13 protein-coding genes are annotated in these 13,642 nt (G+C 69.0%); 11 read left to right on the top strand and 2 right to left on the bottom strand.

The window, feature by feature from the left end:
* A partial coding sequence (locus tag HG543_RS29510; protein ID WP_211194244.1) for a carbohydrate-binding protein occupies positions 1-548 on the bottom strand: 548 nt, incomplete at its 3' end.
* A 254-nt stretch (positions 549-802) separates the two neighbouring features.
* Between HG543_RS29510 and HG543_RS29505 the strand changes: the two genes are divergently transcribed.
* The 4 genes from HG543_RS29505 (at position 803) to HG543_RS29490 (ending at position 4,149) form a co-directional block, all read left to right on the top strand.
* Entirely contained in the window at positions 803-1,354 is a 552-nt protein-coding gene (locus HG543_RS29505) for a hypothetical protein (RefSeq protein ID WP_246357384.1), read from the top strand.
* Between the two features lie 51 nt (positions 1,355-1,405).
* Positions 1,406-2,875, top strand: a complete 1,470-nt coding sequence (gene pdxR / locus HG543_RS29500) for a MocR-like pyridoxine biosynthesis transcription factor PdxR (protein WP_169348230.1) — start codon at positions 1,406-1,408, stop codon at positions 2,873-2,875.
* On the top strand, positions 2,872-3,456 hold the full coding sequence (locus tag HG543_RS29495) for a hypothetical protein (RefSeq protein WP_211194243.1): 585 nt from the start codon (positions 2,872-2,874) through the stop codon (positions 3,454-3,456). Before pdxR ends, HG543_RS29495 begins: the two co-directional genes overlap by 4 nt.
* A 141-nt stretch (positions 3,457-3,597) precedes the next feature.
* On the top strand, positions 3,598-4,149 hold the full coding sequence (locus tag HG543_RS29490) for a Uma2 family endonuclease (RefSeq protein ID WP_169348229.1): 552 nt from the start codon (positions 3,598-3,600) through the stop codon (positions 4,147-4,149).
* A gap of 18 nt (positions 4,150-4,167) precedes the next feature.
* Here the strand turns inward: HG543_RS29490 and HG543_RS29485 are convergent, their stop codons facing one another.
* Positions 4,168-4,929 (bottom strand): SMI1/KNR4 family protein, encoded by a 762-nt coding sequence (locus HG543_RS29485; RefSeq protein WP_169348228.1) that lies wholly within the window; start codon positions 4,927-4,929, stop codon positions 4,168-4,170.
* 150 nt (positions 4,930-5,079) lie between these two features.
* Here HG543_RS29485 and HG543_RS29480 point away from each other — a divergent pair, with 150 nt between their 5' ends.
* The 7 genes from HG543_RS29480 to HG543_RS29450 all read left to right on the top strand — a co-directional run bounded on the left by HG543_RS29480 (position 5,080) and on the right by HG543_RS29450 (position 13,625).
* Positions 5,080-5,547, top strand: a complete 468-nt coding sequence (locus HG543_RS29480; RefSeq protein WP_169348227.1) for an SRPBCC family protein — start codon at positions 5,080-5,082, stop codon at positions 5,545-5,547.
* On the top strand, positions 5,544-6,122 hold the full coding sequence (locus HG543_RS29475) for a dienelactone hydrolase family protein (RefSeq protein WP_169348226.1): 579 nt from the start codon (positions 5,544-5,546) through the stop codon (positions 6,120-6,122). Before HG543_RS29480 ends, HG543_RS29475 begins: the two co-directional genes overlap by 4 nt.
* A 95-nt stretch (positions 6,123-6,217) precedes the next feature.
* Positions 6,218-7,354 (top strand): WD40/YVTN/BNR-like repeat-containing protein, encoded by a 1,137-nt coding sequence (locus tag HG543_RS29470; protein ID WP_169348225.1) that lies wholly within the window; start codon positions 6,218-6,220, stop codon positions 7,352-7,354.
* Positions 7,355-7,488: 134 nt separating this feature from the next.
* Complete coding sequence (locus HG543_RS29465) at positions 7,489-8,025, top strand: (2Fe-2S)-binding protein (RefSeq protein ID WP_169348224.1); 537 nt, start codon at positions 7,489-7,491, stop codon at positions 8,023-8,025.
* The gene (locus HG543_RS29460; RefSeq protein WP_169348223.1) at positions 8,022-9,017 is read left to right on the top strand and encodes an FAD binding domain-containing protein; all 996 of its coding nucleotides are present in this window, start codon (positions 8,022-8,024) and stop codon (positions 9,015-9,017) included. The genes HG543_RS29465 and HG543_RS29460 overlap by 4 nt, the downstream gene beginning before the upstream one ends.
* Positions 9,014-11,245 (top strand): xanthine dehydrogenase family protein molybdopterin-binding subunit, encoded by a 2,232-nt coding sequence (locus tag HG543_RS29455; RefSeq protein ID WP_169348222.1) that lies wholly within the window; start codon positions 9,014-9,016, stop codon positions 11,243-11,245. Before HG543_RS29460 ends, HG543_RS29455 begins: the two co-directional genes overlap by 4 nt.
* Before the next feature lie 115 nt (positions 11,246-11,360).
* Positions 11,361-13,625: a family 2 encapsulin nanocompartment cargo protein terpene cyclase gene (locus HG543_RS29450; RefSeq protein WP_169348221.1), complete on the top strand. Its 2,265-nt coding sequence runs from the start codon at positions 11,361-11,363 to the stop codon at positions 13,623-13,625.
* Positions 13,626-13,642 lie beyond the last annotated feature (17 nt).

Below are 13,642 nucleotides of genomic sequence, written 5' to 3'. Positions count from 1 at the left end.
GGCTGGGAGGGCGTCGTGGTACTGAACGCCGCGCTGGCCGCGGAGCGGTTGCCAGCGGCGTCGCGGGCCTTCACGGTGAAGGTGTACGTGGTGTTCGCCTGGAGGCCCGTCACGGTGGCACTGGTGGCGCCGGAGGTGGTGGCGGCCGGAGTGGTACCGGCGCCGACGAAGACCTCATAACCCGTGACGCCGACGTTGTCGGTGGACGCGGCCCACGCCAGCGAGACGCTGTTGTACGTCTTGGCCGGGGACGTGAGCTGCGAGGGCGCGGAGGGCGGCTGGGTATCCACGGGCGGCGGGCCCGAGCGCTCCAGCCACAGCGCCAGGACATTGGGCGGCTCCCAGCCCGGCAGGGACGTGTGGGACTGGCGGCAGTCATAGGACCTGCCCGCGTAGGAGGCGATGTCGCCCGCGGTGTAGGCGACGTAGGGCGCCCACTCCCCACGGTCCGCCGCGGAGGCCGGCGTGGGGAGCAGGGTCATCAGCAGGGTGGCGAGCGCCACGAGGGCGGTGGTGCCCGCCCGGAGGAGGGGACTCGGCTGCGGCATGGGGGGTTGCCTTTCGGAAACGGAGAGGTGCCGCCAAGAAAGAGCGACGCGGCCCGCGTTTCGGGTCAACGCCTTCGACACGAGCGCAACCGAGTGGCTCAGTGCTCCCCGCGTAAGTGGCCCTTCTCGCCTCCGCGCGCCGCGCGCATCTTGATCCGGTACACTTTTCCTTCAGCGAGCGTGCCTGGATGCCCCGCCCCCTTTCTCCTCCCCGCCGGAAGCTTCTCACCCACGCCCTCTCGGGCGCCGGCGCCATGTCCCTGCTGTCCCTCCCGAGCCTCTCCGGCGCCGCCAGTCCTCGGAGCCCCGCCAGTGGCAATGCCTCCTCCGGCATCAAGCTGCCCACCGGCGACGTCCGTGACTTCGACTTCCTCGTCGGCACCTGGTCGATCGTCAACCGGCGCCTGAAGAAGCGCTGGGTCGGCAGCAACGACTGGGATGTCTTTCCGAGCACGGCCCACTGCAGGAGCCACATGGGCGGCATCGTCAACATCGACGAGGCGGTCTTCCCGACGAAGGGCTGGTCCGGGATGACGCTCCGCACCTTCAGCGTCGAGAAGCGCCAGTGGTCCCTCTACTGGATCAACAGCAGGATCGGCGAGCTGCTTCCCCCCGTTGTGGGCGGCTTCACGGGCGATCGTGGCGAGTTCTACGGCGACGACACGGACGAGGGCCGGCCCATCAAGGCCGTGTTCCAGTGGACGCGCCTCGGGCCGGACGCAGCACGCTGGCAGCAGGCGTTCTCCCTCGACGGCAAGACATGGGAGACGAACTGGATCATGGAGCACACCCGGGTGAAGGGCTAACCTCGGAGGGGAATGGCCCGAAACGCGCGTTCCCTCTTCTCTGTCGATGTCATGGGGCTCGATGTTGCGCGGAGCCAGTCCGCGTCCGTGCGCATCTGCGACCGCATCCGCACCGCCATCCGGAGTGGGGCGCTCGTGCTGAACGCACGCCTGCCCTCGAGCCGGATGCTCGCGAAGGACTTCGGCGTGGCGAGGAACACCGTGGACGGGGCGCTCAGCCAACTGGTCGCCGAGGGCTACATCGTCCGGCGCCGGGGCGCTGGCAGCTTCGTCGCCCCGAGTCTTCCCGAGCATGACGCGCCTCCGCTGCCGCCGAAGCCCAGCGCCTCGTCAGCGGCGGACGCGTCGGAACGCCGCGTGTCGCAGCGCGCGAAGGCGCTGCGCGGGTATCCCGGCCACTATCAACCCGCCAGGGCCGTCCCGTTCACCCCCTCGCTCCCGCCGTTCCATCTGTTTCCACGCGAGGTCTGGAGCCGCCTCCTGAGCCGTGAGGCGGCACGGCCTGGCAGCACGTACTGGGCCTACGGTGCGAGCAACGGCCTGCCGGCCCTGCGCGAGGCCATCGCCGCGCATGCCTCGGCGATGCGGGCGGTGCGCTGTTCGCCCGAGCAGGTGGTCGTCGTCACGAGCACGCAGCAGGCCGTGGAGCTCGCCGGAAGGGCGCTCGCGGACCCCGGAGAGGGCGCCTGGGTCGAGGTACCGGGATATCCGCCGGTCCAGCACTGCTTGCGCGCGGCGGGGGTGAAGGTCGTGGGCGTGCCCGTCGACGAGCAGGGCCTCGACGTTGCGGCCGGCCAGCGGCTGGAGCCCCGCGCGCGCCTGGCGTACGTCACCCCGGCGCACCAGTACCCGCTGGGCCACGAGATGTCGCTCGAGCGCAGGAAGGCGCTGCTCGGCTGGGCCCGGGAGGCGGACGCCTACGTCATCGAGGACGACTACGACGGCGACTACCGCTACGAGGGGCGCCCGATTGCGTCCCTACAGGGGATGGATGGGGAAGGGCGCGTCATCTACGTGGGCAGCTTCAACAAGATTCTCTTCCCGGGCCTGAGGCTCGCCTACGCCATCGTGCCCGAGCCGCTCGTCGGCGCGTTCGTCGACGCGAAGCACGTCGCGGACGGCCACACGGCCCTGCTCACCCAGGGAGCGCTCGCGGCGTTCATCCAGGAGGGACACCTGGCGCGCCATCTGCGGAAGACCCGCGCCATCTACGATGAACGGCGGCGGGCCTTCCTGGAGGAAGCGCGAGTCCTCGCGGACAGCCTGGACTTCGGGCCGGCGAGGGCGGGGATGCACGTCGCGGGGCTCTTCAAGGCGCGGCACGTGGACGACCGCGCGGTGGCCGCGGAGTGCGCCCTCTCGGGCGTCGAGGTCCATCCGCTCTCCCGGTACGGCGCCACTGGCCGAGGAGGGCTCGTCTTCGGCTTCGCGGGCGCCACGCGGGCCGCCATGCGCTCCGGTCTGGAGGTCGTGCGGCGGGCCATCCACTCCGTCAGCAGTCGAAAGGGAACCCTCGCATGAGATGCTTCCGTCGCGGGCTCGGCGCGGTCCTCCTGGCCACCGCCATCGGGATTTCATTTCCAGGCCACGCCTCGCAGGACACTCCGAAGTCCGCGCCCGCCGCGGACCTGAGCGGGCTGCACGCCTTCGATGCGCTCGTCGGCACGTGGACGGCCCACCACCGCCGCCTGAAGGAGCGGCTGACGGGGTGCACCGAGTGGGAGGAGTTCGGCGGCACCTTCGACTTCCGCCTGCTGATGAACGGCCATGCGAACGTGGACGACAGTGTGTTCGACATGCCGGAGGGACGAGTCCACGGCGTCGGGCTGAGCGCCTACGACGCGAGGACCGGGCAATGGGCCATCTGGGGGCTTGACGGCCGCAATCCCGCCGGCAGGCTCGACCCGCCGCTGAAGGGCCGATTCGAGAAGGGCGTCGGGACCTTCTACGCCGATGACACGCTTCGGGGCAGACCCATCCGTGTGCGCGTCATCTGGTCCAACATCACACCGACGTCCGCCCGCTGGGAACAGGCCTTCTCGCCCGATGGCGGGAAGACCTGGGAGACGAACTGGGTCACCGAGTTCCGGCGGACGCCGTGAGCAGGCCGAGGGGTTGCTTTCGCGCGCCTTCGGAGCCAACCTTTCAGGGTGGCCAGTGGCTTACCGCCCTGGCACGTCAGACCCGGTTGCTATGTCCGCCTCATGGAACTGGAGATGGGCGGCGGGGAACATGAGGCGGTCATGGAACGGAAACCGGCCACATATGCGGACCTGGTGGCACTTCCCGACAACGTGGTCGGGGAGCTGATTGGCGGCGTCCTGCACGCCAGTCCCAGGCCGGCTGGGGCGCATGCTGTCGCGGGCTCCTACCTGGGCGGCGTACTGGTAGCGCCTTTCGTCGCGGGCCAGGGAGGCCCCGGAGGATGGGTCATCCTGGATGAGCCGGAGCTGCACCTGGGCGAAGACGTGCTGGTGCCCGACCTGGCCGGCTGGCATCGCGAGCGGCTGCCCAACGCGCGAGACGTCGTGGCGTTCACGGTGGTTCCGGACTGGGTCTGCGAGGTGCTCTCTCCCTCCACGAAGGCGCTGGACCGTCAGGAGAAGCTTCCCATCTACGCACGAGAGGGCGTGCGGCACGTCTGGCTGATGGACCCCAGGGCGCGCACGCTGGAGGTGTTCCGGCTGGAGGGCGCGGAGTACGCGCTGCTCGCCACGTACTCCGGCGGCGGCTACGTCCGCGTCGAGCCCTTCGAGTCCATCGAGCTGAGCCTCGAGTTCATCTGGGGCGGTTGATGCCCGCGAGCGTCACCCTCAGAGTGGCGCTCCACGGGCGAGCCACTGCTGGAGTTCCTCTTGGAAGCGAGCGAGGCGCGCGCTGAACCATTGCCGGAAGTCGGCGGACGGGTCGTACAGCGCATCGGGCTCGTCGTGGAACCGCATGAACACGGGGGCTTCTCCGGAAGCATCACGCCGCGCACAGAGCGCGAAGACCGGCTCTCCGCCCCTGTCCTCGGAAACGTGCAGCAGCCGGCGGGGCGCGTTCAGGTCGAGCGTGACGCCAGCGCCCTCGGCGGCCCGGGCGAAGCGCTCCGCGGTCAGGGTGACATCCGCTTCGAGCGAAGCACTGGCGGCGGCCAGGTCCTCCACGCGAGTCGTGGCGTCGCTCCAAGGGCCGAGGAAGGCCACCGAGCCCACCTCGAGAAGAAAGGCGGCGAAGGACGGAGGCAGGGGGAACCCCAGTGCCAACTCGACCGCGCGCACCGCCTCGGGTGTCGCCGGAGTGCCCTGGATGGCGAGGGCCAGGGCCCGCTCGCCCGTCAGACGTGCCATGAGGTCCGGCGCACGGCGGAGCTGCTCGGCGAACCAGGCGTTGATCGCGTCCACCTGCTCCCGGTAGCTGGCCGCGCTTTTGGCGGCGGGCTCGGTGAGGCCCAGCGAAGCGCGGTAGGCCTTCAGGTCGCGCTCCCTCTTCTCGGCCTCGGTCTGCTCGACCTGCTCCTTCGTGGCGAGCCCGGCTTTCTGCAAGGCCGCGGCCAGTCCTCCGAGCGCTGACGGCTTGTTCTTCTGACCCATGGTGTGCTCCGGCGAGGGCCTGCTTCGACCCCCTGGCGTTGTAGCGGAGTGACGCCACATGGATCGGAAACTTGCACCTCCGGGCCACGAAATCGCGCGGGGCGCGCCGCTCGGTCCGGCACGGTCCTTCCACTTCGATATTGTCCGGGCATGAACTCGACTCGAGTCAGCCGCCGCATGAAGGCGCCTCGCGCGAAGGTCTACCGCGCGATTCTGGATGCACACGCTGTCACGACGTGGATGGTGCCGGACGGAATGACCAGCCACGTGCACGCGTTCGAGCCTCGCGAAGGAGGGGCGTTCCGTATCTCCCTCACGTACGACGCCCCGACGGACACCGGGAAGACCACCGCGAATACCGACACGTACCACGGCCGCTTCGTGAAGCTCGTACCGGACGAGCAGGTCGTCGAGGTGGTCGAGTTCGAGACCGCCAATCCCGAGATGCAGGGCGAGATGACGATTACGTTCTCCCTCAGCGATGCGGACGGTGGCACCGAGGTCGTCGCCGTGCACGATGACCTTCCGCCCGCCCTGTCGCCCGCCGACAACGAGACCGGCTGGCGGATGTCACTCGACAAGCTCGCGGCACTCGTCGAAGGGCAGGGGACGCGATGACGCAGGTCTTGTTGTTCCATCACGCCCTCGGGCTGACGCCCGGTGTCCGAGACTTCGCCGAGACGCTCAGGCGTGCCGGGCACATCGTCCACGTCCCGGACCTGTTCGAGGGCCGGGTCTTCGGCGGCATCGAGGAAGGAGTGGCCTATGCCCAGGAAGTCGGGTTCGGCTCGCTCATCGAGCGCGGACGGGCCGCCGCCGAAGGGCTGCCGGGCGAGCTCGTCTACGCCGGGTTCTCGCTCGGCGTCCTGCCAGCACAGATGCTGGCCCAAACGCGCGCCGGAGCGAAGGGAGCGCTGTTGTTCCATGCGTGCGTGCCGACCTCCGAGTTCGGCGGAGCATGGCCCCAGCGCGTCCCGGTCCAGGTCCACGGGATGGAGGCCGACACGTTCTTCGTCAACGAAGGCGACCTCGACGCCGCCCGCGCGCTCGTCCAGACGACCCCGAACGCCGAGCTGTTCCTCTACCCGGGCCAGCAACACCTGTTCGCCGACAACAGCCTCTCGAGCTACGACGAGCACGCCGCCAGGCTGCTCAGGGAACGGGTGCTCCGCTTCCTCGATGGCCTCGCTTGAATGAACCGCCGTGTGAATCCCATGCAAGAAGCCGGGAGTGGACGCGTCGTTCCTTCATTCGTGCGTGCGGACGGTTGGCGGAGACAGGAGGCTCGATGATTCTCGACCGGAAGACCTGGGATGACTTCTTCGGCGGCTTCCAGGTGACGGACTGCGCGATTGAAGACCGGGAACGTCTCTACTTCGCGCTGACCTCGTTGCCGGACGATGATGAGGACGGCCTCGACGAGGCCCTTCCCCGGACGCGCTTCGTCTCGTGTGCCCTGGAGCAGCCCCTCGAGCGGCGCTTCTACTTCGCGGAGTTCGACAGCCTCTCGTACCCCTCCACGGCGGTGGTGACGGCGCCCGCACCCGGCTTTCTCGCCGTCGACGTCCGTGGGCAGGTCTACTCGCTGTTGGACGGTGACGAGCGGAACGAGGACCGGCTGCTCAGTCCCTGGCCGAACAACCACCTCATCCAGCGCGACATGCGCTCGTCCATCCAGGCCCTGAAGCGCGTGGGCGACCGGGTCTATGCGCTCGCCACCGAGCGCCAGCTGTTCTTGCGCGAGGGCGTCGGGCGCTGGAAGCCCCTGGCCAATACCCCGGAAGGGGTACCCTTCCCGATGAAGCTCGAGCCGGGGGCGAGCAGCGCGCAGAACATGGGCTTCAAGGACCTCAGTGCCTTCTCGCCCGATGACATGTACGCGGTGGGCGGCTCCGGAGATGTCTGGCATTACGGTGGGAAGCGCTGGAGTCAGGTCAAGTTCCCCAGTGACCTGAGGCTCGACACCGTCTGCTGCGCCGGCGACGGCAAGGTCTACATCACCGGCCAGGACGGCACGGTGTGGGCGGGGCGGGAAGGCACCTGGAAGCAGGTGCAGCAGGGGGCCTTCGGAGGTTTCGACCGCTTCGTCGACAGCGTCTGGTTCGCGGACACCCTGTACTGCGGCTCCACGGGGCACGGCTTGTGGAAGCTGGATGGCAAGGGCCGGCTCGCGCCGGTGCGGCAGGTGGACACGAATCCCATCAGCAACATGGAGTACGGCCATCCGCGGCTCGATGTCAGCCTGGATGGGAAGCACCTGCTGATCGCCAGTGGAGGGCAGGCCATCCTCCATGACGGAAAGCAGTGGGAGCTGCTGTTCCGCGAGGAGCTGCTGGAGGCCGCCCCGAAGCCGAAGCGCGGGCCGGCCGCGAAGAAGAAGTCCGCGCCGAAGGCGAAGGCTGCTGCGAAGTCGAAGCGAAAATAGAACGGTCTCCTATCCGTCACTCGGTTGCTGTTTCGGTCCGCAAGGGAACGGTGCGCTGCTTCCCGGGTACCCCAGACCGGCCCCGCGTCTTATCCACCGGAGCCAATGGTGGAACGACCCGGGACGGTGCACGCATGAAGCGCTCGGAAGGGAGTACGGTGGGGGGAGTCGCCCCGCCGGAGGAGCCCACGAAGCAGCGGCTCTCCCTCCGCGTCAACGGCGCGGAGAAGCAGCTGGACGTGGCGCCATGGACCACGCTGCTCGACCTGCTGCGCGAGACGCTCGACCTGACCGGCACCAAGAAGGGGTGCGACCACGGGCAGTGCGGCGCCTGCACCGTCCTGGTCGACGGTCAGCGCATCAACTCCTGTCTCACCCTGGCCATCATGAAGGACGGCTGCGAGGTGACGACGGTGGAAGGCCTCGCGCGCGGTGACGCCCTGCACCCGGTGCAGGAGGCCTTCATCGAGCAGGATGCCTTCCAGTGTGGCTACTGCACCCCCGGGCAGATCTGCTCCGCCGTGGGGATGCTGGCCGAGGGCCACGCCCGCACGGATGACGACATCCGCGAGCAGATGAGCGGCAACCTCTGCCGCTGCGGCGCCTATCCCCACATCCTGGCCGCCATCCAGCAGGCGCGGCGGACGTCCGCGAAGGGGGAGGGGACATGAACCGCTTCTCCTACGTGCGAGCCCGCGACGCCCGGGAGGCCGTGGACGTCGTCTCGGCCCACCCCACGGCCCGGTTCATCGGCGGCGGCACCAACCTCCTCGACTTGATGAAGGAGCACGTCACCCACCCGAGCCACGTGGTGGACATCACCCGGCTGCCCTTGAAGGGAATCGAGGACACGCCGGACGGCGGGCTGCGCATCGGCGCGCTCGTCACCAACTCCGAGGTGGCCTGGAACGCGGAGGTGAAGCGGCGCTACCCGCTGCTGTCGAAGGCCATCCTCGCCGGTGCCTCGCCGCAGCTTCGCAACATGGCGACGACGGGCGGCAACCTGCTGCAGCGTACGCGCTGCTACTACTTCTACGACGTGGGCACGCCCTGCAACAAACGGGAGCCGGGCTCCGGCTGTGGCGCGAAGACGGGCTTCAACCGCATCCACGCCATCCTCGGGACGAGCGAGCAGTGCATCGCCACGCACCCCTCGGACATGTGCGTGGCGCTGGCGGCGCTGGAAGCCGTGGTCCGGGTGACGGGGAAGGACGGCGAGCGCGCCATTCCCTTCGCCGACTTCCACCGGCTGCCCGGGGACACGCCGCAGCTGGACACGAACCTGAAGCCCGACGAGCTCATCACCGCCGTGGAGCTGCCGCCGGAGGGCTTCGCCGCGCACTCCACCTACCTCAAGGTCCGGGACCGCGCGTCCTATGCCTTCGCGCTGGTGTCGGTGGCCGCGGCGCTCACGCTGGACGGCGGCCACGTCCGGTCGGCTCGCGTTGCCCTCGGCGGCGTCGCGCACAAGCCCTGGAGGAACCCGGAGGCGGAGGCGCTGCTGACGGGCAAGCCCGCCACGCGGGAGCACTTCCAGGCCGTGGCCGACGCGCTGGTCCGCGGCGCGAAGGGCTTCGGGCACAACACCTTCAAGATCGAGCTGGCGAAGCGCAGCGTGGTGCGGGCCCTGGAAGAGGCCGCGGGACGGGAGGGACAGCCATGACGACGCCTTCGACGCAGCTCGGCCGGCCCGTCAACCGCGTGGATGGCCGCGCCAAGGTGACCGGCGAGGCCCGGTACGCCGGCGAGTTCAACGTGCCCGGCCTCCTCTACGGGCAGGTGGTGTCGAGCACCATCGCCCGCGGGCGCATCAAGTCGATAGACGCGAGCGAGGCCCTGCGGCTGCCGGGCGTGCTGCGGGTCTTCACCCACGAGAATCGCCCGAGCCTGCCCTGGTTCGACCGCAAGTACCGCGACGACGATGCTCCCTCGGGCTCGCCGTTCCGGCCGCTGCACAACGACAAGGTCGTCTACAGCGGGCAGCCCGTCGCACTGGTGGTGGCGGAGACGTTCGAGCTCGCCCGCCACGCGGCCTCGCTCGTGCGCATCGAGTACAAGCCGGACTCCCACGAGACGGACCTGCGCGCCCAGCGGAAGAAGGCGTACGCCCCTCGCCAGGGCAAGGACGGCTTCGAGCCGCCGCCGAAGCCATGGGGGCACGCGGACAAGGCGCTCGACAAGGCCGCGGTGAAGGTCGACGCGGAGTACGAGACGCCCGTCGAGCACCACAACCCGATGGAGCCGCACGCGTCCACGGTCATCCACGAGGACGACGGCACCCTCACCATCTACGACAAGACGCAGGGCGTGCTGAACAGCCAGACCTACGTCTGCAACGTGTTCGACCTGCCGAAGGAGCAGGTGCGGGTCCGCTCGCCCTTCGTCGGCGGGGCCTTCGGCTCGGGGCTGCGCCCGCAGTACCAGCTGTTCCTCGCCGTCCTCGCGGCGCGGGAGCTGAAGCGCTCTGTGCGGGTGACGCTGACGCGCGAGCAGATGTTCACCTTCGGCCACCGCCCCGCGACGCTGCAGCGCGTGGCGCTGGGGGCCTCGGCCGACGGCACGCTGGAGGCCCTCATCCACGAGGCGGTCTCGGAGACGTCGAGCTTCGAGGACTACATCGAGGTCCTCGTGAACTGGGGCAGCATGCTCTACCGCTGCGACAACGTCCGGGCGGACTACAAGGTGGCGGCGCTGGACTGCTACACGCCCATCGACATGCGCGCGCCCGGCGCGGCCATCGGCGTCTACGCGCTGGAGTCCGCGATGGACGAGCTGGCGCACGCGCTGCGCATGGACCCCATCGCGCTGCGCCTGAAGAACTACTCCGAGCGAGACCAGAACAAGGACAAGCCCTATTCCAGCAAGGAGCTGCGCGCCTGCTACCAGCAGGGGGCGGAGCGGTTCGGCTGGGCTCGGCGCAATCCGGAGCCGCGCTCCATGCGCGAGGGCCACGAGCTCGTCGGCTGGGGCATGGCCACCGGCATCTGGGACGCGATGCAGCAGCCGGCGAGCGCGAAGGCCGTCCTCGGGCTCGACGGCCGGCTCGTCGTGAGCAGCGCCACCGCCGACATCGGCACGGGCACCTACACGGTGATGACGCAGATTGCCGCGGACACGCTGGGCCTGCCCATCGAGTCCGTGACGTTCAAGCTCGGAGACTCCTCGTTGCCCATGGCGCCGCTGGAGGGCGGCTCGTGGACGGTGGCGTCGGTGGGCTCGGCGGTGAAGGAGGCCTGCGAGAAGCTGCGCGAGCAGCTCGTCACCTTCGCCCGGAAGACGAAGGGCTCGCCGCTCGCCGGGGTGGGCGCGGAGGAAGTGGTCTTCGCGGAGGGCCAGCTCCGGAACGCCTCGGACCCATCGCGGGCCGTGTCGATTGTCGAGGCGATGCGGCTCGGCGGCGTCACCCACCTGGAGGAGCAGACCTCGGCCGTGCCGAGCCCGAAGCAGCAGGCGTACACGCGGTGCGTGCACTCCGCGGTGTTCGCCGAGGTGAAGGTGGACGAGGCGCTGGGCACGGTGCGCGTCACCCGCGTCGTCAGTGCCGTCGCGGGCGGGCGCGTCCTCAATCCGAAGACGGCGCGGAGCCAGGTGATGGGCGGCGTCGTGTGGGGCATCAGCATGGCGCTGCACGAGGAGACGGCGCTCGACCACACGCTGGGCCGCTTCATGAACCACAACTACGCCGAGTACCACGTGCCGGTGAACGCGGACGTGCGTGACATCGACGTGATTTTCGTGGACGAGGACGACACGGTCGTCAACCCGCTCGGTGCCAAGGGACTGGGGGAGATTGGCATCGTCGGAGTCGCCGCGGCCGTCGCCAACGCCGTGTTTCACGCGACGGGCCGGCGGGTGCGCGGCCTGCCCATCACGTTGGACAAGCTGCTCTGACCTCTCGGATACCCCTTATTGGCTGGATCAGCCGGATTTACTAGTAACTCCATTCGGCGTTCCAGGTGATGACCAGGCGACAATATAAGCCGCGTGGTTCCAATAAGGGGTACAGATGTCCAAGGCGCGGCAGAAGCAACCCTTCCAGCTCCCGGAGTTCTACGTTCCCTGGCCGGCGCGCCTGAACCCGAACCTCGAAGCGGCCCGCGCCCACACCAAGGCGTGGTCGTACGAGATGGGCATCCTGGGCCCGCCGCGTGACGGGACGGACCGCGAAATCTGGTCCGAGCGCCGCTTCGACGGCATGGACTTCGCGCTGCTCTGCGCCTACACGCACCCGGTGGCGCCGGGGCCGGAGCTGGACCTCATCACGGACTGGTACGTCTGGGTCTTCTACTTCGACGACCACTTCCTGGAGGTCTACAAGCATCCGCGCGACATCGCGGGCGGCCAGGCGTACCTGGACCGGCTGCCGCTGTTCATGCCGCTGGACATGTCCCAGACGCCGCCGGAGCCCACCAACCCGGTGGAGCGCGGGCTGTGGGACCTGTGGAAGCGCACCGTGCCCACCATGTCCATGGACTGGCGCCGGCGCTTCTTCGAGAACACGAAGCACCTTCTCGACGAGTCGATGTGGGAGATCGTCAACATCAGCGAAGCGCGCATCTCCAACCCCATCGAGTACATCGAGATGCGCCGCAAGGTCGGTGGCGCGCCCTGGTCGTCGGACCTGGTGGAGCACGCCGTCGCCGCGGAGATTCCCGCCCGCGTCGTGAAGAGCCGGCCCATGCGCGTCTTCAAGGACACGTTCTCCGACGCGGTCCACCTGCGCAACGACCTGTTCTCCTACGAGCGCGAAATCCTGGAGGAGGGTGAGCTCTCCAACGGCGTGCTGGTGGTGGAGACGTTCCTCGACTGCGACACCCAGCGCGCGGCCGACCTGGTCAACGACCTGCTGACGTCCCGGCTCCAGCAGTTCGAGACCACGGCCGCCACGGAGCTGCCCTGGCTCTTCGCGGAGTACGGCCTCAACCCGGTGGAGCAGGGCCAGGTGCTCACGTACCTGCGCGGCCTCCAGGACTGGCAGTCCGGCGGCCACGAGTGGCACATGCGCTCCAACCGCTACATGAACAAGCAGACGGAGAGCCGCGCGGAGTTCTCACTGCCGCTGCCTTCGGGCCTGGGCACCTCCGCCCTGCGCCTGCCGCTGACGGCTGGCGGGCTGGGCCTGGGCCCCCGCGCGAAGTCCTTCAGCCACGTTCCCCGCCAGCGCGTGGGTCCGGTGAAGCTGCCGGAGTTCTACATGCCGTACAGCACGTACCTGAGCCCCCACCTGGAGAGCGCGCGCAGGAACTCCAAGGACTGGGCGCGCCGCATGGGCATGCTGGACTCGCTGCCCGGCGTGGGGCTCTACATCTGGGACGACCACAAGTTCGACGTGGCGGACGTGGCCCTCTGTGGCGCCCTCATCCACCCGGATGCGACCCCGGAACAGCTGGACCTCACGGCGTGCTGGCTGGTGTGGGGCACCTACGCGGACGACTACTTCCCCGCGCTCTACGGCCACACGCGCGACATGCCGGGCGCGAAGGTGTTCAACGCCCGCCTCACGCAGTTCATGCCGGACGACGTGCGGACGCCCAACCCGGCGGTGCCCACCAACCCGGTGGAGCTGGGGCTGGCGGACCTGTGGAAGCGCACCGCCGGCCCGCTCACTCCGCGCGGCCGCAAGCTGTTCCGCAAGGCCATCCAGGACATGACGGAGAGCTGGGTCTGGGAGCTGAACAACCAGATCCTCAACCGCGTGCCGGACCCCGTGGACTACGTGGAGATGCGCCGCAAGACGTTCGGCTCCGACCTCACCATGAGCCTGTCGCGGCTCTCCAAGGGGGATGCCGTGCCGGAGGACGTCTTCAACACCCGCACGCTGCGCGGGCTGGAGAACTGCGCGGCGGACTACGCCTGCTTCGTCAACGACATCTTCTCCTACCAGAAGGAGATCGAATTCGAGGGCGAGCTCAACAACTGCGTGCTCGTGGCCCAGAAGTTCCTGGACCTGGACAAGGACGCGGCGGTGCTGGTGGTCAACGACCTGATGACCGCGCGCATGAAGCAGTTCGAGCTCCTGGTGGCCAAGGAGCTGCCGGTGGTCGTCCGCACCTTCGACCTGGATTCGAACGCGCAGGCGAAGCTGAACAAGTACGTGGAGCAGCTCCAGCAGTGGATGGCGGGCATCCCCCGGTGGCACGCGGCGGTGGACCGCTACAAGGAGTTCGAGCTCATCGACGCGGCGACGCCCAAGCTCAAGACGGGAAACCTCTCCGGCCTGGGCATGTCCGCGATGCGCGTCGCCGAGCTGTTCCGCGGCGGCAAGTCCTGAGCTCCGACGGCAGTGCG

Source organism: Pyxidicoccus fallax (assembly GCF_012933655.1).
GTDB classification, from domain to species: domain Bacteria; phylum Myxococcota; class Myxococcia; order Myxococcales; family Myxococcaceae; genus Myxococcus; species Myxococcus fallax.
The sequence above is the reverse complement of the archived record's forward strand: the minus strand, read 5'-3'. Positions and strand labels throughout refer to the sequence as shown.